This window comes from Streptomyces sp. NPDC048172 (assembly GCF_043202595.1).
GTDB lineage: Bacteria > Actinomycetota > Actinomycetes > Streptomycetales > Streptomycetaceae > Streptomyces.
Genome location: NZ_JBIDAT010000006.1, coordinates 246,500 through 270,868 on the forward strand (window position 1 = coordinate 246,500; position 24,369 = coordinate 270,868).

A 24,369-nucleotide genomic window follows, 5' to 3' on the forward strand; every position below is an offset into this window, starting at 1 on the left:
TCTCTCACAGTGACGTGCTGTATCCATAGTTTGCATAGCTCTTGTAAATAGAGCAAGCATGCCTAATATCGTGGCTATGCGCTCTCAGTCAGGCGGCAACCAGTCCGTCGAACGCGCCGCGGCCGTCCTGCGGGCCCTCCGCCGCGGCCGCCCCGCCCAGCGGGTCTCCGACCTCGCCGGGGCCACCGGCCTCAGCTTCTCCACGGCCTCCCGGATCCTCGCCACGCTGGAGGCGGCCGGGCTGGTCCAGCGCGCGCCCGACGGCCAGTGCTACGAGCTGGGCGGCGAGGTCCTCTCGCTGGCCGGGGCCGCGCTGAACCACCACCCCGTCCACCGGGAGGCCCGGCCCGTCGCCCAGCGGCTGGCCTGGGAGCTGGGGCTGGGCGCCAATCTGGCGGTGCGCCGGGGCGGCGAGCTGTTCTACCTGCACCACGTCGAGGGCGGCCTCGCCCCGCGCCCGTACACCCTGCTCGGGCAGCGCAACCCGCTGCACGCCACCGCCATGGGCAAGTGCCTCGCCCTCGGGATGACCCCCGAGGAGAGCGCCCGCCACCTCGGCCCCGGCCCCTACCGCGCCTGCACCGCGCACACCCTCACCGACGCCGCGGCCTGGCGGGCCGAGCTGGCCCGCGTGGCCGAGCGGGGCTGGGCCGGCGAGGTGGAGGAGCTGGCCCTCGGCCGGGCCTGCGTCGCCGCGCCCGTCCGGGACCGGACCGGGACCGTGGTCGCCGCGCTGTCCGTGTCGGGGACGCTCTCGGCCATGGCGCTCCACGAGCGCGAGGCCACGCTCGGACGGCGGGTCGTCGAGGCGGCCGACGCCGTCAGCCTGGCCCTCGGCCACGTCCCCGCCCCGCTGCCGCCACCCCGGTCCCGGCCTCAGCCCCGGCCCCGGTCCCGGGAGGCCGGACGCCCGTCCTGACCCCCGCCGCACCCCGTCGTACCCGATCCCCGACCCTCACCCACGCGAGGCACCCCATGCCAGAGCAGACCACCCAGCACACCCCGTCCCCAGCGCCCGAAGCCGACGCCGGGCCCGTCACCGCCACGCCGTCCCGCCGCGTCCTGATCGCGGGCAGCATCGGCAACTTCGTCGAGTGGTTCGACATCGGCATCTACGGCACGCTCTCCTCGGTCATCGCCGGGAACTTCTTCGCCCAGGGCGACCGTACGGCCGCGCTGCTCTCGACCTTCGCGATCTTCGCCGTGGGCTTCGCCATCCGCCCCGTCGGCGCCCTCTACTTCGGCCCGCTCGCCGACCGCGTCGGGCGCAACCGGGTCCTCGCGATCACCGTCCTCATCACCTCGGCGGCGACCTTCGCCATCGGCGTGCTGCCCACCTACGCCACCGTGGGCACCCTCGCCCCGCTGCTGCTCGTACTGGCCCGGCTGGTCCAGGGCTTCGCGGCGGGCGGCGAGACCTCCAGCGCCGTCAGCCTGCTCTTCGAGTACGCGCCCAGGAACCGGCGCGGCTACTACACGAGTTACGGCGCGGCGCTCGGCTTCGTCGCCTTCGTCTGCGGCGCCGGGGTGGCCCTCGTACTCTCCCTCAGCTTCGGTGACGACCAGATGAGCGCCTACGCCTGGCGCATCCCCTTCCTGCTCGCCCTGCCGCTGGGCGTAGCGGGCCTGTATCTGCGCCTCAAGCTCGACGACACGCCCGAGTTCGTCCGCATGGAGGAGGCCGGGGAGGTCGCCACGGCCCCGATGAAGGAGACGTTCCGTACGAGCGGCAGGCCCATGCTCGTGCTCGCCGGGGTGATCGTCCTCAAGGGCGTGGCCCACTGGATCCTGCAGACCTTCATGGTCAGCTACCTCACCGACACCATGCACTTCAGCCAGGCCCAGTCCTTCGCCGCCTCGACGGTGTGCATGGGCGCGGTGGCCCTCCTCATCCCCTGCGCCGGGCTGCTCTCCGACAAGGTCGGCCGCAGGCCGCTGCTCATCGGCGGCTCGGTCGGCCTGATCGTGCTCGCCTGGCCCTGCCTGCTGCTGATGTCGTTCGAGAACGCGCCGCTCGCGGTCGCCGCGATGGTGCTCCTGGGCCTGCCGATCGCGGCGTACGACGGCGCGGCCAACGCCAGCATGGCCGAGCTGTTCCCGGCCCGGATCCGCACCGGCGCCATCGCCATCCCGTACAACATCTCGGTCAGCCTCTTCGGCGGCACGGCGCCCTACATCGCGACCTGGCTGGTCAGCTCCACGGGCTACGACCTGGCGCCGTCCTACTACTTGATGTTCGCCGGGCTGATCACCCTCGTCGCCGTCGTGCTCGGGGTCCGCGAGACGGCGGGCCCCCGCGCGGAGAAGACGGTGACCGGCTGATGTCCTCCTCCACTCCCCCTTCCCCTCCCCCGGCTCCGGGATTCGCCGAAGCCCTCGAACGGCACGGCCTGGTCGCCATCCTGCGCACCCGCCGTCCGGCGGCCCCCCTGCTCGACGTCGTGCGGACGCTCGCCGACGCGGGCGTACGCCTCATCGAGATCACCGTCCCCACGCCCGGGAGCCTGGCGGCGATCCGCCGGGCGGCCGGGGAGTTCGAGGGCGCCGTGCACCTCGGCGCGGGCACCGTCACCACCCTCGACGAGGTGGCCGCCGTCCACGAGGCGGGCGGCAGCTTCGTGGTGAGCCCGCACACCGACCCCGAGCTCATCCGTGCGGCGGGGGACGCGGCGCTGGGCAGCCTGCCCGGCGCCCTGACCCCGACCGAGCTCCTGCGCGCGCACCGGGCGGGCGCCACCGCGGTCAAGGTGTTCCCCGCCGCGCGGCTGGGACCGCCGTACGTCGAGGACGTACGCGGCACCCTGCCCGACATCCCGCTCGTCCCCACCGGCGGGGTGACGGCCGCGGACGTCCCGGTCTACCGGGCCGCGGGCGCACGCGCCGTGGGCGTCGGCTCGCCGCTGCTCGGCGACGCGCTGGAGGGCGGGTCCCTGTCCGAACTGGCCGCCCGCGCGCGGCACTTCGCCACCGTGGCGGGTGCCCGATGAGCGGGCCCAGGGCGGCGCGCACCGGCCTGACCGTGCTCGGGGAGACCATGGCGGCCCTCTCCCCCGACCATGTCGGGCCCCTGCGCCACGCCCGCGGGCTGGGGCTCTCGGTGGCGGGCTCGGAGTCGACCGTCGCCATCGGGGCCAGGCGGCTGGGCCACCCCGCCGCCTGGGTGGGCCGGGTGGGCGACGACGAGCTGGGCCGCCTCGTCCTCACCCGGCTGCGCGGCGAGGACCTGGACGTCCACGCCGTCACCGACCCGCTCGCCCCCACCGGGCTGATGCTCAAGGAACGGCCGTCCGCGGGCCAGGGCCGCGTCCACTACTACCGCGCGGGCTCCGCCGGATCCCGGCTCTCCCCCGCCGACCTGCCGGACGGCCTCCTGGAACGCACCCGCGTCCTGCACTGCTCCGGCATCGCCCTGGCCCTCTCCGCCACCGCGCGCGACGCCGCGCACACCGCCATGCGGCGGGTACGGGCGGCGGGCGGCACGGTCTCCTTCGACCTCAACCACCGGGCGCGCCTGTGGGGCGAGGACGAGGCCCGTACGGCCTGGAGCGCCGTACTGCCGCTGGCCGACGTGGTGTTCGCGAGCGCCGACGAGGCGGCGCTGCTCTGCGGCGCCCCGGCGGACGGACTCGCCGCGCTGGGCCGCGCGTTGCGTGCGTACGGCCCGCACACCGTGGTGATCACCGACGGCGCCGCGGGCGCCGTGTCCGTCTCCCCCGCCGGGACGGTCCCCGTGGCGGCCGTCCCCGTCACCGCCGTCGATCCGGTCGGCGCGGGCGACGCCTTCGTCGCCGGATACCTCTCGGCCCTGCTCGACGACCTGCCGGAGGAGCACCGCATGCGCCGCGCGGCGGCCGTCGCGGCGCTGTGCGTCGCGGCGGAGGGCGACTGGGAGGGCCTGCCGGAACGCGACCGGCTGGGGACGGCGGGAGCGGAGGCGGGTGCGGTGGCGCGCTGACGCACCCCGCCGCCCGTCTACCCGTTCACCGGGGTCGAGTCCGTGTACGGGCTGGACGGGGCCGGGACGCTCTTCGTCGTCCGCACCTCCAGTACGGGCCGTGCGGGCGTCTTCCGGTCCGCGCCCGGACGGAACGTGCCGGTCACGGTCACCCAACTGTCGGCCGGTGGCGCGCTCGTTCCGCGCATGGCGACCTTCACGGTGAGGGAGTCGGCGGCGCAGCAGTTGACGATCATCCGCGTCAGGTACCAGGTGCCGTGCCGTCCTGGGGTGACGAAGCCCTTCAGCAGCACGGTGTGCCCGCGCAGGGTCTCCCCGCCGTCCTGCCGCGCGCGGATCGTGAACTCCGTGAGGGAGAGCGGGGCCGGGTCCTTCCGGGACAGGGGCGCGACCGGTCCGCTGTCCTCGCCCAGGGAGTCGGCGGCCCGGTCGCTGTCGCGCGCGGCGGTGTACGAGCCGAGGGCGGGCGGCGGGAAGAACAGCACGGCGAGCACCGGCAGGAAGAGCAGCCACGCGACGCCGGGCCCACGGCCGTGGTCATGGCCGTGGGCGCTCTCCTCGGAGTCCGCCGTCCCGGAACGGGCGAGGAAGGGGAATCCGTCGCGCGCGGCGGCGAGCGTCCCGGCCGCGAGCAGCAGCGCTCCGGAGCCGATCAGGAGGGGCCGCATCCCCTCCTTCACGTACCGCAGGGAGAGGTCGCTCAGCAGTGCGGCGTGGAGCAGCGCGCCACCGGCGAGGACGAGCAGCAGCGCCTGGAAGGGTCTCCTCACAGCAGCGCCCACCCCGCGAGTACCCCGCACACCACCGCGACCAGCAGCGTGGCGGCCGAGAACCGCAGGGCGAAGGGCCTGCCGAACGTCCCCGCCTGCATGGCGATCAGCTTGAGGTCGACCATCGGTCCCACCACCATGAAGACGAGCCGCGCCGTGGGCGAGAAGCTCGTCAGCGACGCGGCGAGGAACGCGTCCGCCTCCGAGCACACGGCGAGCACGACGGCGAGCAGCGCGAGGAACAGCACCGAGAGCCACGGCGATTCCGAGAAGGTGTCGATCACCGACCGGGGCACGGCCACGTTGAACGTGGCGGCGGCCATGGCGCCGAGGACGAGGAACCCGGCCGCGTGCAGGAAGTCGTGCTGGAACCCGAGCCGGAACTCCTCCCAGCGGCCGCGCCCCGGCTCATGTCCGAGGCGCCGCGCGGGCATCCGCAGCCAGCGTTCCTTGCCCCATCTCAGCCACAGCCATCCCATGACGGCCGAGGCGGCGAGGGAGGCGACGAGCCGCGCCCCGGCCATCTCCGGCCGTCCGGGGAAGGCCACCGCCGTCGAGACGAGGACGACGGGGTTGACGGCGGGGGCCGAGAGGAGGAAGGCGAACGCCGCGGCGGGGGTCACCCCGCGGCCGATGAGGCTCCGCGCCACCGGCACCGAGGCGCATTCGCAGCCGGGCAGCACCACTCCGGCGGCGCTCGCGACGGGGACGGCGGCGGCCGGCCGGCGGGGCAGCACCCTGGTGAAGGCGTCCGCCGGGACGAAGGCGTTGACGGCTCCGGAGACCACCGTGCCGAGCAGCAGGAACGGCACGGCCTGGAGCGTGATCGCGACGGCGACGGTCTGCCAGGCGAGGAACCCCGGGTGCGTGAGCAGGCCGGGCCCGCCGAGCCCGAGCGTGGCGACTCCGGCCACCATGACGACCGAGAGCCAGCGCGCGGTGCGTTCGGACTGTCCAGCCGGGGACGTTGGCGAGGGCGTCGCCGCCGTCCCCGCGCCGTCCGTCACGCCGAGCCCGCTCCGACGAGGATCCGCACGTCGAGGTCGCTGTCGGATCCGGCGCCGAGGCGTTCCTGGAACCGCGCGCGTACGCGTTCCACCGCGGCCGGTTCCATGCCGTCGAGGACCTGGCGGATGCCGCTGCCCATGACGAGCTGCCAGGCGCTCGACGGGGTGAACGGCGCCGGGACGCCGTGCTGTTCCACCCGTACCTCGCGCAGGCCCAGTGCGCCGAGCCAGGAGCGGAAGGCGGGGACGGTGTCGATCAGGCCCAGCCGCCGGGGCAGCTCGGGGTCCGAGGGCCACTCGCGTTCGCTCTCGACGGCCTCCTTGAAGGCGGCGCCCCAGGCTCCCAGCGCGCCGTTCTCCCAGACCGTGAGCACGAGCCGCCCGCCGGGGCGGAGGTGCCCCATGAGCGTCCTGGCGCCCGCTTCCATGTCGGGGAGGAAGAAGAGCCCGAGCGCGCACTGGGCGATGTCGTACGGCAGGTCCCGGCGCGGCCAGGTCGTCACATCGTCCTGGTGGAAGCGGAGATGGTGCTGCCCCTCCTCCTCCGCCCGGCGCCGGGCGAGGGCGATCAGCCCGGCGGAGAGGTCGACGCCGTCGACCACCCCGGCGGGGCCGACCGCCCGTGCGGCGGGGAGCGCCGAGGCCCCGGCACCGCAGCAGGCGTCGAGCACCCGCTGTCCCGTACGGGGAGCGGCCGCCTCGGCGGTCGCTCTCCCGATCGGATCCCACAGCCCCTCGGACCAGGCGTGGAACTCCCGGGCCCCCGCCGTGAACACGTCTCCGGCATCCGTTTGGCCGGTCATGGCACCCCCTGAACACTCCGCGGCACTCCGCGGCACTCCGCCAGTGACGACAATCATTTCCAGTAAATCAGAGTCACGGGCGGAGTCGTCCGGCGGCCGGTTCAGCGGAGCGGGTCGAGGTGGCGGAGCAGCGGGTGCGCGTCGCCCTCGCCGGTCAGGGAGTCGGCGAGCATCCGGCCGGTGAGCGGGCCGAGCACCATGCCCCACATGCCGTGCCCCCCGGAGATGTGCACCCGGGGCGAGCGCGTACGGCCGACGAGCGGCAGGCCGTCCGGGGTGCAGGGGCGGGAGCCGACCCACTCCTCGTGGCGGTCGTTCCAGTCGATGCCGCTGAACATCGGCCGCGCGGCCTCGACGATGTTCCGGATGCGCCGGGGGTCCAGCGGGGCGTCCGGCGCGCGGAACTCCATGGTCCCGGTGACGCGGAACCGGTCCCCCAGGGGGTTGCAGGCGAGGCGCTGGCCCGGCAGGTAGATCGGGTGGACGGGCATGTCCCGGGGCCGCACGGTGAAGCTGTAGCCCCGGCCCGCCTGGACGCGTGCCCGTACGCCGAAGGGCCGCGCCAGGCCGTTCAGCCAGGCGCCGCCCGCGAGTACGGCCGCGTCGGCGCGTACCGTCTCGCGCGCGGGGGCGGTGGCCGCGGGGAGCAGTTCGACGCCGTCGGCGCCGCGGTCGAGGACCCGGCCCACGGGGTAGTCCTCAACGATCTCCCCGCCCCCGTTCCGTACGGCTTCGGCGAGGGTCTTCATGAAGTCGGCCGGGTTGATGAAGCGCTGCCCGTACACGCGGATGCCGGTGCGGACCTCGGCGCTGAGGACGGGTTCGAGGGCGCGCAGCTCCTTGCCGGAGACGGTCTCGAAGGACGCGTCGTCGCCGCCGCAGGCGCTGATGTGCGCGAACTCGTCCAGGACGTGCCGCTGGTCGGCGCTGTCGCGGCAGGCGATGACGAGCGGGTCCGCGCTCTTCACGGGCGCCTTCACGCCGCTGTCGACGAGCTGCTCGTACGCCGTGAGGCAGGCGCGGTTGAGCTCGTTGAACACGGCCATCGTGCGCTGCCAGCGCGCCGCGGTGCAGTTGCGGGTGAAGGCGAGGAGGAACGCCCAGAGCTCCTTGTCGACCGCGGGCGGGATCGAGACCGGGGAGGAGCGGTCGAAGAGGGACTTGACGCCGTAGCGCAGCACCGAGGGCTCGGGCAGCGGCACGGTGAAGGAGGGGTTCAGCATGCCCGCGTTCCCCCAGGAGGCCCCGGCGGCGACGCCCGTACGGTCCAGGACCGTGACGCGCACGCCGCGTTGCTGGAGGAACCACGCGGTGGAGAGCCCCGCCATTCCGGCGCCCACGACGGCGACGTGTCCAGGGGCTGTACGTCCAGTGATGGCACTCACCTCGAAGTCCTCTCTGCTGCATCCGGTGAAGGGGCGGGTCGGTCGAGCGGTTTGCGCGCGGTCTCCGGCATCAGGCTCACCGGGATCAGCGTGACCAGCGCCACCAGCACGAGGTAGAAGGCGGGGACGTCCAGATTTCCGGTCCGGTCGACGACGTAGGTCATCAGGAGCGGTGCCGTGCCGCCGAACACGGCGAAGGAGACGTTGTAGCCGATCGCCACCCCGGTCCCCCGCACACGGGCGGGGAACAGCGCGGGCAGCGTGGCGGTGGTCGTCCCCAGGATCGGTATGTGACAGAGGGTCAGGAGAATGATCCCGGCGAGCGCGCTGCCCCAACTGGCGTGCTGGATCAGCCGGAAGGCGGGGTAGGCCAGTACGGCGTAGGCGACGGCGGCGCCCGCGAGGAGGGGCTTGCGGCCGAGGCGGTCGGAGAGGATGCCCGCGAACGGGATGCCCGCGGTCAGCAGCGCCCCGGCGACGAAGACCAGCACCTGCGCGGTCGCCGAGGCCATGTCCAGCTCCTCGGAGAGGTAGCTGGGCAGGTAGGTGAGCAGGACGTACGTGCCGATGCTGGAGTAGATGACGATGCCGCCGCAGATGAGCACCCGGGCGCGGTGGCCGGTGAGCACCTCCTTGACGGGGGTCTCGGGCCTGGCCTCCTCCTCCGCGAGCGCCCGGAAGCTCGGCGTGTCGGTCAGCCGGATCCGCAGGTAGAGCCCGATGGTGCCGAGCGGCAGGGCGATCAGGAACGGGATCCGCCAGCCCCAGGACTCCATCGCCGCGTCGGAGAGCCCGTAGGTGAGCGCGGTGGTGAGCCCCGAGGCCAGCAGGAAGCCGCCCAGCGCCCCGCACTCCAGCCAGCTGGCCCAGAATCCGCGGCGCCGGTCGGGGGCGTACTCGACGACGAACGTGGAGGCGCCGCCGTACTCCCCGCCCACCGCGAAGCCCTGGACGAGCCGCGCCAGGATCAGCGCGACGGGGGCGATGACCCCGGCCGTGGCATAGCTGGGCAGCAGCCCGATGACGCAGGTGGCCGCCGCCATGGTGAGGATGGTGAGCGAGAGGGTTCTCTTCCGGCCGATCTTGTCGTTCAGCGGTCCCAGGACGAAGGCGCCGAGCGGGCGGATGGCGAAGGCCAGCGCGAAGGTCGCGTAGGAGGCGAGGAGCGAGAGGCCGGGCTGCGACTGCGGGAAGAACACGTCTCCCAGCACCACGGCGAGATAGCCGTAGGTCGCGTAGTCGTACCACTCGGTGGCGTTCCCGATCATCGCGGCCGTCACCGCGCGCCGTCGCAGGGCGGATTCGGACTCGCGCGGACCGGCGGTCTCCCGCACCTCGCTCATCCGGCTCAGAGCTCGATGACGTCGGCCGCGCCGTGGGTCAGCGCGCGGGTGCCGTTCCGCTCCACGACGAAGGTCTGGCTCAGACCCACGCACGCGTTCCCGAACGAGCGGAAGGAGCCCGGGATGTGGAAGACCATCCCGCTCACCAGCGGCTCGTGGTTGTCGGGGGTGAGGTAGAAGGGGGCGCCGTCCATCCAGTGCGGCTTGTGGGCCAGGCCGACGGGATAGCCGAAGAGCTGATGGAACATCACGTCGTCCGGGAGCCGCCCCAGCGCCTTCCCCGCCCGCGTGGCGACGTCCGAGGCGGTGACGCCCTCCGCCGCGTGCTCCAGCACCGCCGCCACGGCCGTCCGCGCGAGGTCGGCGAGCCGCCGGTCGGCGGGGCTCAGCGGCCCCTCCCGTACGACGGTGCGCATGACGGGCGCGTGGTAGCGCGAGCGCGTTCCGGCGAACTCCATGAAGGTGGGCCCGCCCACCAGCGGGTCGCCCACCCAGCTGGAGTGCGGGATGCCGCTCCGCCGCCCGCCGACGACGAGGGGGCCCCAGGCGGATGCCGAGTCGGCGCCGTCGTAGAGCGCGGCGGCGATCGTGGCCGCCACCGAGGAGTCGGTGACGCCGGAGGCCCGGGCGGCCTCCACCCCCGCCTCGACGCCCCGCTGCGTCACCGCGGCCGCCTCCTCCATCCGGCTCAGCTCCGCGGCGGAGAGCACCAGGCGGGCCCGCTCGACGAGATAGTCGGGCTCGACCGCCACCAGGCCGTGCGTGCGCAGGATGTCCAGCGCGCGCGGCGGCGTGGAGGGGTGCCCGGTCTCGACGCCCACCCGGGCGCCCTGGGGCAGCACCGAGGCCACGTGCTGGAGGAAGAGTTCGAGGCCGCGCAGCGCGTCCGCGTAGCCGCAGAAGTGGAGGTTGCCGACGAGGGAGCTGGCCAGCGCCCTGCCGACCTCCAGGTCGGGGATGTAGAGGTGGGTGTCCGACGGCGTGACGAGCAGGGGCTGCGGGGCCGTCTCGGCGGTGTGGAAGCCGCACAGGTACTCCACGCTGGAGGGCCGGAACACGAGCATCGCGTCCAGCGGCAGCCGGGACATCCGGCCGCGCAGCTCGTCGAGCCGCGCCGCGTACTCGGCCGGATCGAAGGCCGGGCCCTCGGCCGCCCGTACCCTCTCCGCGCTCTGCTCCGTCAGCCAACTCGGCGCCGGAGCGCTGCCGAGCTGCGTGATGTCGGGGCCGTGCCCGCCGTGCGCCGTACCAGCCATGCGACTCTCCTCCTGACGAGGGGCTTCCTGACGACCTCACTGGAAAAGAAGTCTGATCCCTCCGCTTTCTTCACGTCCATCGACAAGTCCTTCAGGTATCGCTGTAGGTTCCGTAAATGGAACTCTCCTTGAAGCGGCTGCGGATGCTCCGGGAGCTCTCCCGCTGCGGCACGATGACGGAGGCCGCCGAGGCGCTGCACTACACGCCCTCGGCCGTCTCCCAGCAGCTCTCCGCGCTGGAGCGCGAGGTCGGCGTGGCGCTGCTGGAGCACGTGGGGCGCCGGGTGCGGCTGACCGAGATAGGGCAGGTGCTGGCGCGGCACGCCGGAGAGGTCCTGGCCGCCGAGGAACGCGCCCGGACAGCACTCGAACAGGCGCGGGAGACCCTCACCGCCGACCTCACCGTGGGCGTGCTCGCGACCCTGGCGGGCACGCTGGTGCCGCCCACACTGACGACGCTGGCCGAGCGCCACCCCGGCGTACGGGTCAAGACCCGCGAGGTCGTTCCGGAGGAGACCCACGCGGCCGTACGGGACGGGGACCTCGACCTGGCGTTCGTCCTCGACTACCCGGCGGTGCCCGGGTCCGGCGTGCGGGACACGGCCCTGGAGTCCACGGCCATCGGCGTGGAGCACCTCCATCTCGTCACGCCGCGGGGCGCCTTCGGCGAGGACGCCGCCGGTACGGACCTGGGAGCCCCGGTCGAACTCGCCGATCTGGCCGACTGCTCCTGGGTCGCGTCGGGCAGCGACACCGAGTTCGGCCGGGTGCTGCTCGCGGTGTGCCGGGCGGCCGGGTTCACCCCGTACCTCGCGCACCAGATCGACGAGCAGCTGACGGCGATGGCCATGGTCGCGGCCGGTCTCGGCGTCACCATGGTCGCCGAACTCGCGATGCCCCTACGGCCCGCCGGGGTCGACGTCTTCCCCTTCCGCAGCCCCGTCGAACGCCGGATCACCGTCATCCGCAAGACCTCGACAAGGGACCGCCCCTCGGAACAGGCCTTCCTCCGCGCCGCCCTGGACACGGCAAGCTCACTCCGCCTGCTGAGCTGACGCCCACGACGCGCCGAGAGCCGTCAGCGCGGGCCGCCGACTCGATTTGAGGCTTCAGGCGTCGCCGTAAGCGCGAATCCCGCGAAAGTCTCCACCCGTTGGTTCAACGATACGATCGAAGCAAAGGTGATCTTCTCCGGGAGGACGGCCCCATGGCGGACGACGACACCGCGACGATCGAGCTCAGCCGGTCCGATCTCCGCGCGGTGACCGGCTACGCGGTGGCGTGCGCGCGGCCCTCCCTTCCCCTCTACGAGCGTGCACGCCCCGACGACCGGCGCCCGCGCGCCGCCCTCGATGCCGCGCGGGCGTTCGCGGACGGGGCCGAGCGGACGAAGGCGATCCGGGACGGCGCGTGGGCGGCGCACCGCGCGGCCCAGGAGACGCGCGACGCGGGGGCGCCCGTGGCGAGCGACGCCGCCCGCGCCGCCGCCCACACCTGCGGCGCGGCCTACCTCCACCCCCTCGCGAAGGCCACCCAGGTCAAGCACATCCTCGCCTCTGCCGCCCACACGGCACGCGCGTACGAGCTGGCCGAAGGCGACGACCCGGACGTAGGAGCGGCCCACCTCGCCCGGTTCGCGGCCCTCGCCCTGGCGGACGGCACGGTCGTGGACGTACTGCGCCGCTATCCGGCGGCGCCGCCCGGCGGCGGACGGGTCGGACAGCTGATCCGCGACCTCGACGCGGCGCTCCGCCCGCACCCCTCGTCATGAGCCAGTCCGACGACGTGGACGTCCCGCTGCCCTCCTGGCCCGGCAGCGCGGATACGGAACGGCTGGGCGCGAGGGCACGGGAGTTGGCCGCCTCCATGACGCGGTGACTCCGGCACTCACCGGCCCGTGGCGGGCACGAAGCGGCTCAGCCGGTACGTGGTCGGCTGCTGGAGGCGTCCGCAGAGGGTGTCGATCCGGGTCAGCTCCCAGTCGATGTCCGCCGCCTCGGTACGCAGGCGGCGCAGCCCCTCCCGCCACTCGGCCGCCGACTGGGTCTCGAAGACCACCTCCCAGCGGCCCGGACCACTGGTGCGAGCGGCCATCCGCTCAGCCGCGTGCCGCCGCTGGCTCTTCCTCTTCCGCTGTCCTGGCACCGGCACAGCATCACCGTCCGGGCACGCGCGCGGCAAGGGCGGAGAGCGGGGGATCATTCGTCGAGGTACCGGTACCGGCGGTCCGCCGGTGCGACGAAGAGCCGCCCCTCACGCACCTGCCACTCGCTCATGCCGTCGATCTCGTGGCTGGCCAGGAAGAGCCCCTGGACGCGGTCCCCGTCCTCGTCGGAGGCGGGGACGCGGGCGATCTCTCCGAGCTGGCCGGTGAGCCAGTCCAGGGCCGAGGCGCGGATGTCGGCGCCGTAGAAGAGGTAGTGGGTCCAGTTGAGGTGCCGACGGGGCGCGCCCCAGCCGTCGGCGTAGCGGCCGTCGTCGTGCGCGGCGATGATCTCCCGGACGGCGGCGAGTTGGGTCCCGTCGCACTCCAGCCACCCGCGGACCGACACGTAGACGCCCATGGCCGTCTCCCTTCCTCTGCTCAGCTCCCCTGCTCAGCGTGCGAGTTTCGCGGCCCTCACCCACACCCACACGTAGCTCATGGCGGTGGTGGCGGTCAGGAGCACGAGCGGTACGGCCACCGGCGTCCCCCGCGTGAGCGCGAGCGCGCTCGCGCCGAGGAGGACGCACACCGTGAGGGGCGCGCGGGCGTGCCAGAGGACGACCTGGAACGGCGCGGTGTTCCCCATCGCCGTATCGCTTCCGATGAGTACGGAGACGGGCATGGCGCCGCGGTTGGCGGAGACCAGCGCCGCCGCGACGAGCGCGGGCACCGTGGCCGTCAGCGCAGCCACCGGCGCCACCGGCCACCCGCACAGCGCGGCCACGACGCAGCCGAGCGCTCCCGCGAGCGCCAGCGCGGCCGTCGGGACCACCGCGTGGCGCAGGACGAGGGCGGGGTAGCGGTACGGCAGCAGCCGCGCGCGGCGCAGGTCGTCGGCGTCGATGCGCGCGGGCTCCGCCCACTGGGCGGCGGCCATGTAGCCGCAGGCCAGCGCGCCCGCCGCCGCGCCGGGGGCGAGGTCCGCTCCGCCGTGCGCGGCGAAGGCGAAGAGCAGGGCCCCGGCCCACCAGACCAGGCCCCAGACGGCCAGGGAGGGAGCCGTGAGGTGGGACAGCACATCGCGCCAGGGGATGAGGAGAGCGCGGTGGCGCGGCGGCCCCGGACGTCGGCGGAGCAGGGACCCCGCGCCTGCTCCGGGCCCTGCCGCGGGCCCGGCTCCCGCGCGTATCGCCATCCGGGCGGAGCGGAGATCGGCCGTCCCCACCGCGTCGGCCACGCCCCGGGCCGTACGGCTGCGGGCCCGCAGCCCCTCTCCGTCGAGCGAGGGCACGAGGCGCCCGGCCCAGTACACCGCTCCCCCGGCGGCGGCCACCAGCAGCGCCCCGGCGAGCGGCGCGGCCAGGGGCGCGGACACTCCGCCGCCGGGCCCCGTTCCGGTGGCGGCGGCCACGAGCTGCGCGGCCCATCCCCAGGGGCCTGACCACAGCCCGACGGTTTCGAGGGCGGGCAGGCGGTGCCCGTACAGGGCGTACAGCGCCTGCGCCACCCCCAGCACGGTCAGCGAACCCAGGGCCACCGTCCCCCACTTCACGAGCGCGGGACGGGTCACCGCGACCCCGGAGCACCCGGTGGCCAGGACCGCCAGGCCCGCGCCCGCCGCGCCGGTCCCCAGCAGGTCGGGCAGCAGCGCCCCCGCCCCCGCCAGGCACACCCCCAGCCCCGCGCAGCCGCCCGCGGCGGCGCCGGTCAGCACCGCGCGCACCAGCGCGGACCGGTAGCGCGGTACGAGCAGACGTGACCAGCGCACGGGAAGGGGCAGCAGCCAGGCCACCGTCAACGGGTCGAGCACCACCGGGCCGCGCCAGCGGGCCGAGCGCAGCAACGTCAGCAGCACGGCCGCCGCGAGCGCCATGGCGGCGGACGGTACGGCCGCCGCCCACGCGGCGTCGGTCCGCACGGGCGCGGTCAGCGCGCCCTGCCGCACGGCCTGCGCGGCGTAGACGCTGCCGTAGCCGCCGAGGAAGAGCAGCACGACGTAGGCGAGGAACAGCCGGTCGCGGCGCTGCTGACGGCGGGTGTCCGCGCGCATCCGGCGCAGGCGCGTCAGGACGTCGGTGGTCAGCGAGTCCCAGTAGGAGTCGTCGGCCGGGGGCAGTTCCTCGCTCTCCTCCTCGTCGTGGCCGTCCACGACCTCGACGGAGCCGCTCACCCGCCCACCCCGCTCACCGCACCGCTTCCAGTACGGACCCGGGCTCGCCCTCGGCCAGCACCCGGCCCTCCTCCAGCGCGATCACCCGGTCGGCGACGCGGGCCGCGAGGTCGGCGTGGTGGGTGGCCAGCAGGACCGCGACGCCCCCTTCCTTCTCCTCGCACAGCTGCTCCGCGAGCCGGTCCCTGGCGCCCGGGTCGAGGCGCTGCTCGGGCTCGTCCAGGATCAGCAGCTCCCGGGGCCTGACGAACGCGCTCGCCAGCAGCAGCGCCTGGAGCTGGCCCGAGGAGAGCGCGGAGGGATAGCTGTGGGCATGCCCGGACAGCCCCCGGTCGGCCAGCACGACGTCGGCCCAGGCCTCCGCCTCGTCCCCCACGCCCTGCCCCAGCGCGACCAGCACCAGGTGCTCGCGCGCGGTCAGGTCCGGGTAGCACGCCACGGTGTCCCCCACGACGGCCACGCGCGCACGGACCCGGGGGTCCTCCTCCCGCAGCGGCTGCCCGTCGAAGAACACCTTGCCCCTGCTGGGCCGTTCACGTCCCGAGGCGATCCTCAGCAGCGTCGACTTGCCGGACCCGTTCACCCCCACCAGCGCCACGCACTCCCCGCCGCGCATCGCCAGATCCAGCGGACGGAGCGCCTGCCGCTCCCCGTAGGCACGGGAGACCCCACGCAACTCCAGCAGGGCCGCGCCCGACGGCCGTTCGGCATTCATACGGGCCATGGTGCCCAAGACCGCGGGAACCGCCCACGGCGGGGTGTGCCAGGTGGAACGTACGCTCTCGTAGACATGACGGACTTCAGCGTCTTCACGCTCGTGCGGCAGACCGACCATCTCAGCCATCGCTTCGAGCGCGACGGCGACAGTCACGGCCGTCCGGCCTTCCGTCGTACGGATGGAGCGGAGCGGTGTCTGTGGGGCCCGGACGAGGGCTGGCGCTGCGAGACCTCTGACGGCCGGATCACCGCACGCCCGGTCGCGGGCTCCGCGCCGGACGGTGACGGGCCCGTCCCGCCCGCCACCGTCTGGCACGGAGCCGGCGACCCCGGAACGGCGCACCTGTACGACCTGCGTCCGTACGCCCCGGCGCCGCTGCGGATCGGGGAGCTCGCCCGGCGCACCGGGGTGAGCGTCCGGCTGCTCCGCTACTACGAGGAGCAGGGGCTGCTGCACCCCGGGCGGCGGGCCAGCGGATACCGCGAGTACCGGGAGGGCGACATCGATCTCGTACGCCGGATCCGCTCCCTGCTCGCCGCCGGGCTCAGCACCTCGCTGATCGCCGGTGTGCTGCCGTGCATGCGCGAGGACGGCGAGCATCTGGCGCCCACCTGCGCCGAGATGCTCGACCCGCTGCACGAGGCGCGGGACCGGATGACGGCCATGATCGACGAACTGGCCACCTCGCGCGCCAGGCTGGACGCCGTCATCGCGGCCGCTCCCCTCCTGGACGAGGCGGGTCCTGGACGAGGCGGGTTGACGGCGGGTTGACTCTCACATCGATGTGAGCCTCTAGCGTCGCCGTGCCCCGAGCGTCGCGAGAGGAGAGGTCACATGGATACGAGGACCCCGGCCCGCGCCGGGCGCCGGGAGTGGCTCGGCCTGGGCGTGCTGGCCCTGCCGACGCTCGTCCTGTCGATGGATCTGACCGTGCTGCACCTGGCGGCGCCGGCCCTGAGCGCGGACCTCGCCCCCACCGGCGGACAGTTGCTGTGGATCCTCGACGCGTACGGGTTCCTCGTCGCCGGGTTCCTGATGACGATGGGCACGCTGGGCGACCGGATCGGCCGTCGCAGGCTGCTGCTGACCGGGGCCGCCGCGTTCGCCGCGGCGTCCGCCGTGGCGGCGTTCGCCCCCACCGCCGAGGCGCTGATCCTCGCGCGTGCTCTCCTGGGCGTCGCCGGTTCGACGGTGATGCCCTCAACGCTCGCACTGCTCTCGGGGATGTTCCGCGACCCGGTCCAGCGGACGTTCGCGTTCGCGTGCTGGATGACGTGCTTCACGGCGGGCGAGGCGGCCGGGCCGCTGGTCGGCGGGGTGCTGCTGCAGCACTTCTGGTGGGGCTCGGTGTTCCTCGTCGGAGTGCCGGTGATGCTCCTGCTCCTCGTCACCGGCCCCCTGCTCCTCCCCGAGCAGCGGAACCCCGCCGCCACGGGCCCCTTCGACCTCACCGGGGCCGCCCTCTCCCTGGCCGCCGTACTGACCGTGGTGTACGGGGCGAAGCAGGCGGCCTCGTCGGGGCTGGGCACGCAGGCCGCGGGGTGGCTGGCGGGCGGTCTGGCGCTGGGGGCGCTCTTCCTGCACCGCCAGCGGCGGGCCGAGGCGCCGCTGGTGGACCTCGCGCTCTTCAAAGTGCCCTCGTTCGGCGCGGGGCTGGCCACGCAGACCCTCGCGGTGACGGCGATGGCGGGCTCACAACTGCTGGTGATGCAGTACCTTCAGGCGGTTCTCGGCCTCTCCCCGCTCGCCGCCGGGCTGTGGACGGCGCCCTCGGTGGTGTGCGGGATCGGCGCGACGCTGCTGGCACCGCGGGCGGTACGCCGGATCCGTCCCGCCGTCGTGATCAGTACGGGCCTCGGCTCGGCCGCCCTGGGCGCGGCGGTGCTGGCCTCGACGGCGGGGCGGATGAGCCTGGGCTGGACCGTCGTCGGGTTCACCGTCCTCTACACGGGCGTGACCCCGGTTCTGGCGCTCACGACGGACGCGATCATCGGCTCGGCGCCGCCCGAACGCGCCGGGGCCGCCTCCGGGATCTCGCAGAGCGGGGCCGAGTTGGGGCTGGCGGGCGGAATGGCGCTGTTCGGCGGGGTCGCCATGGTGGTCTACCAGGGGAAGCTGACGGCCGCGGCGCCCGAGGGCGTCGGCGCCCAGGTGCGCGCCCGCGCCGAGGAGACCGTCGGCGGCGCCCTGCACGAGGCCGAACGGCTGCCGGACGGAATCGGCTCCGCACTGCGCGAGGCCGCCCGGTCCTCCTTCGCGGGCGGCCTCCAGACCGCGGCGGCCCTCAGCACGATCGGCCTCGCCGGGGCGGCGTTCCTCGCGGCGACGTTCGTACGCACGGCACCGACCGGGCACCCCGCGTCCCCGTCCGAGCCCTCGACGGATGAGAGCCCCTGAAGCGCGGTGCGGTGCCGGTCAGTCCGCGACGTGGGCCGTGTTGTCGATCCAGTGCTGGGCGAGGTCGGCGTCGCCGTCGACGCTGATGCCGGTCGCCTTGCGGTCGGTGAGGGGGAGCCGCCGGGTCAAGGTCAGGAACAGGGACCTCGCCGGGCCGGTCACCGTCACCTCGGCCTCCCGTGTCCCCGGCTGCCACGCCGCCCCGTCGGGCCGCCGCTCCACGGACCAGGCGCCCGTGCCGTCCGCGGTGTCGGTGGCCCGCCACTGCAGCGTCTGCCCGGTGCCCCGCAGGGCGTGGGCGGACTCGGACCGCAGCATCGCCCAGGTGGGAGAGGTGAGCATCGCGAAGTGGTTGCTGATGAGCGCGGCCGCGACGTCGGCATCGACGTCGAGCACCCGGCCCGCCGCGTTGGCCGCGTCGAAGCCGTGGACGACCGACTCGTTGAGGACGCTGGTCAGCCAGAACCGGCCCCCGGTCCGGCCGTCCCCCGCCGCGTTGAACACCGGCGCGTCGAGCGCCTCGTCGGAGCACGCGCTCACGACCAGCCGCGCGGACTCCGACAGCCACGCGGGCCACTCGCCGGGGTCGGCGGGCAGCTCGGCCATCTCCGTGGGCAGCTGTGCGGGGTCGGTGACACGCCGCTCGATGATCTCCGCCACCCAGCGCTGCGTCTGCCCCAGGTGCGCGACCAGCTCGGTGACGCTCCACTCCGGGGCCGTGGGCACGGCCGCGTCGGGCCCGGCCGCTGCGGCCGATTCCGCCAGACGCCGGGTGTGCTCGATGATCGCCCGCCGGGCGTGCTCGGCGTTCAGCTCGGTCATGGGATCGCCCTCTCCGTGAGTTCGCCGTCCAGGGACTGACTCGACGCGCCGCTCGAACTCATCGGTGACGTCAGTGACGGCGATGCCCACCGGACCGGTCAGGCGGTGACGGGCTCGCCCGGCGTCGCGGCGCGGTTCTCCGTGAGCGCGAGCGCCAGCGTCAGCGCCTCGTCGGTGTCCGCGGTGGCCAGTTCGGCGTTGATGCGGGCTCCGGCCAGCGCCCCGGCCGCGGCGGCGGCGCCGACCTGGGCCGTGAGGTCGGTCGCGTTCCCGGCCACCCACACGCCCGGCACCTCGGTGGCACCGGCAGGACCGGAGGCGAAGCGGCGGCCCATGCCGTCGGGCAGGTCCTCCGTCGGCAGCCCCAGGCCGCCCAGCCCCGCCGTGCGCGCCTCCATGCGCGTGGCGACGGCGAGGACGCGACGGGCGACGAACGTACCGTCGGCGAGGCGCACCCCCGCGAGGGCGCCGTCGTCTCCGTCGACGACTTCCCCCACCGGGGTGTCGACGACGCGGATGCCGCGCGCGACGAAGCGCGCACGGGTCTCCTCGTCCAGCTCCGTGCCGCCCGCGAAGTAGACGAGGTCGTCGGTCAACTGGCGGAAGAGCAGCGCGTGGTGGACCGAGGCGGGGCCGGTGGCGAGGACGCCGATCGGCTCGTCGCGCACCTCCCAGCCGTGGCAGTACGGGCAGTGCACCACGGCACGGCCCCAGTGCGCGGCGAGGCCCGGCACGTCGGGCAGTACGTCCCGCAGCCCGGTCGCCACCAGCACCCGGCGCGCCGTCACGCGGCGCCCGTCGGCGAGGGTGACGGTGAAGCGCGGATCGCCCGGGAGCGCGGCCGGACCCGAGGCGGCGGGCTCGGCCGTGCTCACCTCGCCGAGGACGACGCGGCCGCCGTACTGGCGCACCTGCTCCCGGCCCCGCCGCAGGATCTCGGCGGGCGGGGTGCCGTCCAGGACGAGGAAGCCGTGCATGGCCTCGGCGGGCGCGTTGCGCGGCGCGCCGCTGTCGATCACGACGACGGAGCGGCGGGAGCGGGCGAGCATCAGAGCGCCGTTCAGCCCTGCCGCGCCGCCGCCGATCACCACGGCGTCGACGGTCCCCTCGGGCAGTACGTCGCTCTCGTACGCGGAAGTCGTCACAGACATGGCGCGTCCTTTCCTCGGTGCCTTGGCCATCCGCTTCACGACGCTAACCTCGTAGTGCGTGGAGGGCATACAATGTTGCCTATGACGCAAGAAGATGGCGGGCTGGACGGCCTCGTACGCAAGCGGATCCGCGCGCTGCGCGTCGCGCAGGGCTGGTCCCTGGAGGAGCTGGCCGGTCGCGCCAACCTCAGCCAGTCCTCGCTGAGCCGCATCGAGAACGGTCAGCGGCGCCTCGCCCTGGACCAGCTCGTCACCCTCGCCCGCGCCCTGGACACCACGCTCGACCAGCTCGTCGAGACGGGCGCGGACGACGTCGTGACCAGCCCGATGATCGACGGCGCCCACGGCCTGATGCGCTGGGCCGTGAAGGGCGACCCCGGCATCACCGTCATGCGCCGCCGGATGACCGGACCGCCGCCCGACAGCCCCGCCCGTATGCGCGCTCACCCGGGCCGGGAGTGGCTCGTCGTCCTGTCCGGCACGGCGGTCCTCATGCTGGGCGACCGCCGCTTCCGCGTCGAGACCAACCAGGCCGCCGAGTTCCCGACGATGATGCCGCACGCGATCGGCGCCGAGGGCGGCCCGTGCGAGATCCTGGGCATCTTCGACCGCGACGCCCGCCGCGGCCACCAGCAGGACGAGGGCGAGCCGGAGTGACGCCCCTCGTCCCTGGCCCGGGCGTCTTGCGCGTACGGCAGCGGATGCGACGACCTTCTTGCGCAGTAGGACAGAGCTGGTGCCGCAGGCGCAAGCCCGGCCTAACGTGTCGTGCATGACCAGCGCACACCCCGAGCACGGGCACCACCAGGAACACGGCGAGCACGACCAGGCGGAGATCCTCGACCTCGACGCCGAGGTGCTCGCCGAACACCTCGCCTCCCTCACCGACTGGCTCCCGCTGACGGCCGAACCACGGCAGATCCTCGACCTGGGCTGCGGCACGGGCGCGGGCACCTTCGCACTGCTCGACCGCTTCCCCGAGGCGCACGTCACCGCCGTCGACGCCTCGGCCGGGCACCTTCAGCGGCTGCGCGAGAAGGCGTGCGCCCGGGGTGCGGAGGAGCGCGTACGCACCGTGCAGGCCGACCTCGACGAGCCCGGCTGGCCCGACCTCGGCTCACCGGACCTCGTCTGGGCCTCGGCCTCCCTGCACCACATGGCTCGCCCCGACCAGGCCCTCCGCGACGTCCACGCCCTGCTCGCGCCCGGCGGCCTCCTCGCGGTCGTCGAGCTGGCCGGATTCCCCCGCTTCCTGCCCGAGGACGCGCCCGAGTTCCGGCCCGGCCTGGAAGAGCGCTGCCACGCGGCGACCGCGCAGCTCCACGCCGCACGCGTCCCCCACCGGGGCGCCGACTGGGGGCCCCTGCTGACCGCCGCCGGATTCACGGTCGAGGCCGAACGCACCCTCGCCGTCAGCATCGACGGCGCCCGCAGCGAAGCGGTCGGCCGCTACGCCCTCAGCAGCCTGCGCCGCATCCGCGCCACCGTCGCCGACACCCTCGCCCCCGAGGACCTCACCGCCCTCGACCAACTCCTCGCCCCCGACGGCCCCCACACCCTCCTGCGCCGCTCCGACCTGGCCGTACGCACCGAACGCAGCGTCTGGGCAGCCCGCCGCCACTGACCCTCGCGCCGCGCTCACCTCGGCAGGGTGAGGATCTCGGCCCCGTCCTCGGTGATGGCGATCGTGTGCTCGCTGTGCGCCGTACGGCAGCCCGTCGCGCTGCGGAGGGTCCATCCGTCGGCGTCGGTGACGAGCTCGGCGGTGTCCGCCATGACCCACGGTTCGAGGGCCAGCAGGAGTCCGGGGCGCAGGGTGTAACCGCGGCCGGGGCGGCCGGTGTTCGGGATGTGGGGGTCCTGGTGCATCGTCGAGCCGATGCCGTGGCCGCCGAACTCGGTGTTGATCGGGTACCCGGCCTCGCTGAGGACCGTGCCGATGGCGTGCGAGAGGTCGCCGACGCGTGCACCCGGTCCGGCGGCGGCGACGCCCGCGGCGAGCGCGCGCTCGGTCGTCTCGATCATCGCGACGCTCTCCGGGGGCCGCGCGCCGCCCACGAGGAAACTGATCGCGGCGTCCGCGGCGACGCCGTCCAGGGAGACGGCGAGGTCGAGGGTGAGCAGATCGCCGTCGGCGAGCGCGTAGTCGTGCGGCCGTCCGTGCAGCACGGCGTCGTTGACGGCCGTGCAGATGTAGTGGCCGAACGGGCCTCGCCCGAAGGACGGCGCGTAATCGACGTAGCAGGACTTCCCGCCCGCCGCGACGATCATCTCCTGGGCCCAGCGGTCGATGTCCAGAAGGTTCGTGCCGACCGCGCTGCGGCCCTTCAGCGTGTGCAGGATGTCGGCGACCAGGGCGCCCGCGCCTTTCGCCCGGGCCAGCAGGGTGGGGTGGTTCAGGATCTCGATCATGGGGCGTCCCTCTTGGGCAACTCTTGTGCAACCAATAACTATACCGGGCTTACTATACCGGTATTAGAATCGGCCCCATGGTCAGGTTGCCGCTCACTCCCGAAGAGGTCGAACGCGGTCAGCGTCTCGGCGCCCTCCTCCGCCGGGCCAGGGGGGAGCGCTCGATGCTCGACGTCGCGCTCGCCGCACGCGTCTCGCCGGAGACCCTCCGCAAGATCGAGTCGGGCCGCGTGGCCACCCCCGCCTTCCCCACGATCGCGGCGATCGCCGACGTCCTCGGCCTCTCGCTCGACGCGGTGTGGACGGAGATCAGCCAGCCCGTGGCCGGCCAGTTGACCTCTTAGCCAGTACCGGTGCCGTAGAGGGCATGGGCACGCGCCAGGTCGGCGGGCCCGTCGAGGCCGAGGTCGAAGAAGTGGTCCACCTGCCACGCCTGGGTGCTACGGGCCTGTCGGCTCGTGGTGGTCACCCACGGCGGATAGACGCGGAACCCCCGTTTCCCGCCGGGACCTCCGGGCCCGCCGCGCGAGACGATGCCGCGCTCGCACAGCACCTCGCGCGGGAAGACGAACTGCCCGAAGCCGTCGCCGTCACGGCTGCTGACGACGAACAGGTCCACCCCGTCGCTCACGTCGAAGGGCCGGATCGGCCCCTCCTCGGAACGCAGCCACACGGTGACGAACTGGCCCACCTTCGTCGGCGTCGTTCTGGCCACGCGGAACCGGACCGAGCGGCCGTCCAGCGTGAACGCGCACGCGCCGTACTCGGCGCTCTCCGGTTCCGCCACCGGCGGTGAGCAGGCGAAACCGCCCGGGTCGTACACCGCCGCCTTCGCCACCAGCAGATCCCCGTGCAGCCCCACCCATGGCTGATTCGTCACCATGCGGGCCATCCTGCCATTACGCCCGAACGCGGCGGAGCCGGGCCATGAGGCTGGCCCCTCGGGGCACGGCCGACCGACAATCCCCCGATGGCGCTGCGCATCCACTTCACCACCGAGGACCTGCTCCGCACACGCCTGGCCGACGAGCCCCATCCGTTGCTGGAGACGTTCCTCGCGCTCCACATCGTTCAGGGGGCCGCCCCCCGGCGGGCGCGGTTCGACGCGTGGAGGATCCGGGCCGCCGAGCGGCTGGAGCCGCGCACCCGGACGCTGTTCGACCTCACCAACCCTGTGGGAGGGTCGGTGGACTTCCTCCATCCCGTACAGGCCGACAACAGCGTCGACGAGGTACTGGAGACCGTTCGCGGCACCCCCGCGAGCTATGTGCGGAGCGAGCTTCAGGTGGTCGCGGGCCGAGGGCAGACCTTCTCGCCCTGGTTGTGGCGCATGGTGGAGGAACCGCCTGTCTACCAGCAGGTGGTGGACACCTTCGCGCAGGCTCACGAGGCCCTGGTCGCCGCCCACTGGCCCGGGATCCTGCAGACGGCGCACACCGCCCTCTCCCGGTTACGCCGGACCATGGCCGAGGAGGGACTGACGGCGATGCTGCGGCAGCTCGATCCCCGGCACGCGCACTGGTCACCTCCCGTACTGGAAGTCGTCACCCGGTCCCGGATGACCAAGGACGAGGACCTCGGCGGGCGTGGCCTCCTCCTGATCCCTTCCGTCTTCGGCACTCCGACCGGGATGGTCAACCCGAAGGCCGCCCAGCCATGGATGACCTTCCCGATCCCCGACGGCACTCCCCTGGCGTCCTCCCCGTCCGTCGCCACGGCCACCGCGCTCGGCGGCGTCCCGCAGTCCCTGGCCACGGTGCTGGGCCGCACCCGGGCCACCGTGTTGTGGGTCATCGCCGAGCATCCCGACTGCACCACCAAGGAACTCGCCCGCCACGCGCGCATCGCCCCGCCGAGCGCCAGCGAACACGCCACCATCCTGCGCAACGCCGGACTGACCTCGTCCACCCGGCACCACAACGCGGTCCACCACACCGTCACCGCGGCGGGCGTCGCCCTGCTCGACGCCGGGCAGTGAGAACGCCCCGGAACCTCCGTCGCCCGCTTGCGACCATGGGTGCCTTGTTCCGAACC

At 74.0% G+C, this 24,369-nt stretch carries 26 protein-coding genes; 12 read left to right on the forward strand and 14 right to left on the reverse strand.

All coding sequences use genetic code 11. From position 1 onward, the window contains the following. Window positions 1-76 precede the first annotated feature (76 nt). Genes ACGF3A_RS26835 through ACGF3A_RS26850 form a run of 4 tightly spaced genes read left to right on the forward strand, consistent with a single transcriptional unit; the run spans window position 77 to window position 3,955 of the window. Window positions 77-919 carry an IclR family transcriptional regulator gene (locus tag ACGF3A_RS26835; protein ID WP_393732890.1) on the forward strand — a complete coding sequence of 281 codons (843 nt, stop codon included), beginning with the start codon at window positions 77-79 and terminating at the stop codon, window positions 917-919. Window positions 920-975: 56 nt separating this feature from the next. Then, window positions 976-2,322, forward strand: a complete 1,347-nt coding sequence (locus ACGF3A_RS26840) for an MFS transporter (protein ID WP_393732891.1) — start codon at window positions 976-978, stop codon at window positions 2,320-2,322. Further along, on the forward strand, window positions 2,322-2,987 hold the full coding sequence (locus tag ACGF3A_RS26845) for a bifunctional 4-hydroxy-2-oxoglutarate aldolase/2-dehydro-3-deoxy-phosphogluconate aldolase (RefSeq protein WP_393732892.1): 666 nt from the start codon (window positions 2,322-2,324) through the stop codon (window positions 2,985-2,987). The genes ACGF3A_RS26840 and ACGF3A_RS26845 overlap by 1 nt, the downstream gene beginning before the upstream one ends. Then, window positions 2,984-3,955: a sugar kinase gene (locus ACGF3A_RS26850; RefSeq protein ID WP_393732893.1), complete on the forward strand. Its 972-nt coding sequence runs from the start codon at window positions 2,984-2,986 to the stop codon at window positions 3,953-3,955. The genes ACGF3A_RS26845 and ACGF3A_RS26850 overlap by 4 nt, the downstream gene beginning before the upstream one ends. 17 nt (window positions 3,956-3,972) lie before the next feature. Here the strand turns inward: ACGF3A_RS26850 and ACGF3A_RS26855 are convergent, their stop codons facing one another. From ACGF3A_RS26855 to ACGF3A_RS26880, 6 genes are all read right to left on the reverse strand, one after another. Continuing rightward, a complete protein-coding gene (locus ACGF3A_RS26855) occupies window positions 3,973-4,725 on the reverse strand; it encodes a TIGR03943 family putative permease subunit (RefSeq protein WP_393732894.1) in 753 nt (250 codons plus the stop codon). Beyond that, the gene (locus ACGF3A_RS26860; protein WP_393733387.1) at window positions 4,722-5,642 is read right to left on the reverse strand and encodes a permease; all 921 of its coding nucleotides are present in this window, start codon (window positions 5,640-5,642) and stop codon (window positions 4,722-4,724) included. Before ACGF3A_RS26860 ends, ACGF3A_RS26855 begins: the two co-directional genes overlap by 4 nt. 86 nt (window positions 5,643-5,728) lie before the next feature. Continuing rightward, a complete protein-coding gene (locus ACGF3A_RS26865) occupies window positions 5,729-6,535 on the reverse strand; it encodes a class I SAM-dependent methyltransferase (RefSeq protein ID WP_393732895.1) in 807 nt (268 codons plus the stop codon). Between the two features lie 101 nt (window positions 6,536-6,636). Further along, window positions 6,637-7,920, reverse strand: coding sequence for an NAD(P)/FAD-dependent oxidoreductase (locus ACGF3A_RS26870; protein ID WP_393732896.1), 1,284 nt, complete (start codon window positions 7,918-7,920; stop codon window positions 6,637-6,639). Next, window positions 7,917-9,263 (reverse strand): MFS transporter, encoded by a 1,347-nt coding sequence (locus ACGF3A_RS26875; RefSeq protein ID WP_393732897.1) that lies wholly within the window; start codon window positions 9,261-9,263, stop codon window positions 7,917-7,919. Before ACGF3A_RS26875 ends, ACGF3A_RS26870 begins: the two co-directional genes overlap by 4 nt. A 5-nt stretch (window positions 9,264-9,268) precedes the next feature. Beyond that, the gene (locus ACGF3A_RS26880; RefSeq protein WP_393732898.1) at window positions 9,269-10,519 is read right to left on the reverse strand and encodes a M24 family metallopeptidase; all 1,251 of its coding nucleotides are present in this window, start codon (window positions 10,517-10,519) and stop codon (window positions 9,269-9,271) included. Window positions 10,520-10,635: 116 nt separating this feature from the next. On the opposite strand from ACGF3A_RS26880, the gene ACGF3A_RS26885 reads away from it, so the two are divergent. Both ACGF3A_RS26885 and ACGF3A_RS26890 read left to right on the forward strand, forming a co-directional pair. Beyond that, window positions 10,636-11,574 (forward strand): LysR substrate-binding domain-containing protein, encoded by a 939-nt coding sequence (locus ACGF3A_RS26885; RefSeq protein ID WP_393732899.1) that lies wholly within the window; start codon window positions 10,636-10,638, stop codon window positions 11,572-11,574. A 152-nt stretch (window positions 11,575-11,726) separates the two neighbouring features. Further along, on the forward strand, window positions 11,727-12,290 hold the full coding sequence (locus ACGF3A_RS26890) for a putative immunity protein (RefSeq protein WP_393732900.1): 564 nt from the start codon (window positions 11,727-11,729) through the stop codon (window positions 12,288-12,290). Window positions 12,291-12,406: 116 nt separating this feature from the next. Here ACGF3A_RS26890 and ACGF3A_RS26895 read toward each other — a convergent pair whose 3' ends face one another. From ACGF3A_RS26895 to ACGF3A_RS26910, 4 genes are read right to left on the reverse strand one after another with little or no spacing between them, the layout of a single operon-like run. Beyond that, window positions 12,407-12,664, reverse strand: a complete 258-nt coding sequence (locus tag ACGF3A_RS26895) for a hypothetical protein (RefSeq protein ID WP_393732901.1) — start codon at window positions 12,662-12,664, stop codon at window positions 12,407-12,409. 53 nt (window positions 12,665-12,717) lie between these two features. Next, on the reverse strand, window positions 12,718-13,083 hold the full coding sequence (locus ACGF3A_RS26900) for a hypothetical protein (protein WP_393732902.1): 366 nt from the start codon (window positions 13,081-13,083) through the stop codon (window positions 12,718-12,720). Between the two features lie 33 nt (window positions 13,084-13,116). Beyond that, window positions 13,117-14,835, reverse strand: a complete 1,719-nt coding sequence (locus tag ACGF3A_RS26905) for a hypothetical protein (RefSeq protein WP_393732903.1) — start codon at window positions 14,833-14,835, stop codon at window positions 13,117-13,119. A gap of 13 nt (window positions 14,836-14,848) precedes the next feature. After that, complete coding sequence (locus ACGF3A_RS26910) at window positions 14,849-15,550, reverse strand: ABC transporter ATP-binding protein (protein ID WP_393732904.1); 702 nt, start codon at window positions 15,548-15,550, stop codon at window positions 14,849-14,851. A gap of 378 nt (window positions 15,551-15,928) precedes the next feature. On the opposite strand from ACGF3A_RS26910, the gene ACGF3A_RS26915 reads away from it, so the two are divergent. After that, on the forward strand, window positions 15,929-16,324 hold the full coding sequence (locus ACGF3A_RS26915; protein ID WP_393733388.1) for a MerR family transcriptional regulator: 396 nt from the start codon (window positions 15,929-15,931) through the stop codon (window positions 16,322-16,324). A 63-nt stretch (window positions 16,325-16,387) separates the two neighbouring features. Further along, window positions 16,388-17,950, forward strand: a complete 1,563-nt coding sequence (locus ACGF3A_RS26920) for an MFS transporter (protein ID WP_393732905.1) — start codon at window positions 16,388-16,390, stop codon at window positions 17,948-17,950. Between the two features lie 18 nt (window positions 17,951-17,968). On the opposite strand, the gene ACGF3A_RS26925 is transcribed toward ACGF3A_RS26920, so the two are convergent. Together ACGF3A_RS26925 and ACGF3A_RS26930 are read right to left on the reverse strand one after the other, a co-directional pair. Then, on the reverse strand, window positions 17,969-18,772 hold the full coding sequence (locus ACGF3A_RS26925; RefSeq protein ID WP_393732906.1) for a maleylpyruvate isomerase family mycothiol-dependent enzyme: 804 nt from the start codon (window positions 18,770-18,772) through the stop codon (window positions 17,969-17,971). A gap of 98 nt (window positions 18,773-18,870) precedes the next feature. Then, window positions 18,871-19,923, reverse strand: coding sequence for an NAD(P)/FAD-dependent oxidoreductase (locus ACGF3A_RS26930; RefSeq protein WP_393732907.1), 1,053 nt, complete (start codon window positions 19,921-19,923; stop codon window positions 18,871-18,873). 72 nt (window positions 19,924-19,995) lie between these two features. Between ACGF3A_RS26930 and ACGF3A_RS26935 the strand changes: the two genes are divergently transcribed. Next, a complete protein-coding gene (locus ACGF3A_RS26935) occupies window positions 19,996-20,580 on the forward strand; it encodes a helix-turn-helix domain-containing protein (protein ID WP_393732909.1) in 585 nt (194 codons plus the stop codon). 115 nt (window positions 20,581-20,695) lie between these two features. Continuing rightward, window positions 20,696-21,547 (forward strand): class I SAM-dependent methyltransferase, encoded by an 852-nt coding sequence (locus ACGF3A_RS26940; RefSeq protein ID WP_393732910.1) that lies wholly within the window; start codon window positions 20,696-20,698, stop codon window positions 21,545-21,547. 14 nt (window positions 21,548-21,561) lie between these two features. On the opposite strand, the gene map is transcribed toward ACGF3A_RS26940, so the two are convergent. Continuing rightward, window positions 21,562-22,335, reverse strand: a complete 774-nt coding sequence (gene map / locus ACGF3A_RS26945) for a type I methionyl aminopeptidase (protein WP_393732911.1) — start codon at window positions 22,333-22,335, stop codon at window positions 21,562-21,564. Between the two features lie 77 nt (window positions 22,336-22,412). On the opposite strand from map, the gene ACGF3A_RS26950 reads away from it, so the two are divergent. Continuing rightward, complete coding sequence (locus ACGF3A_RS26950) at window positions 22,413-22,679, forward strand: helix-turn-helix domain-containing protein (protein ID WP_393732912.1); 267 nt, start codon at window positions 22,413-22,415, stop codon at window positions 22,677-22,679. Here the strand turns inward: ACGF3A_RS26950 and ACGF3A_RS26955 are convergent. Continuing rightward, the gene (locus tag ACGF3A_RS26955; protein ID WP_393732913.1) at window positions 22,676-23,218 is read right to left on the reverse strand and encodes a MepB family protein; all 543 of its coding nucleotides are present in this window, start codon (window positions 23,216-23,218) and stop codon (window positions 22,676-22,678) included. The genes ACGF3A_RS26950 and ACGF3A_RS26955 overlap by 4 nt on opposite strands. An 87-nt stretch (window positions 23,219-23,305) precedes the next feature. Between ACGF3A_RS26955 and ACGF3A_RS26960 the strand changes: the two genes are divergently transcribed. Continuing rightward, entirely contained in the window at window positions 23,306-24,313 is a 1,008-nt protein-coding gene (locus tag ACGF3A_RS26960; RefSeq protein ID WP_393732914.1) for an ArsR/SmtB family transcription factor, read from the forward strand. Window positions 24,314-24,369: the final 56 nt, after the last annotated feature.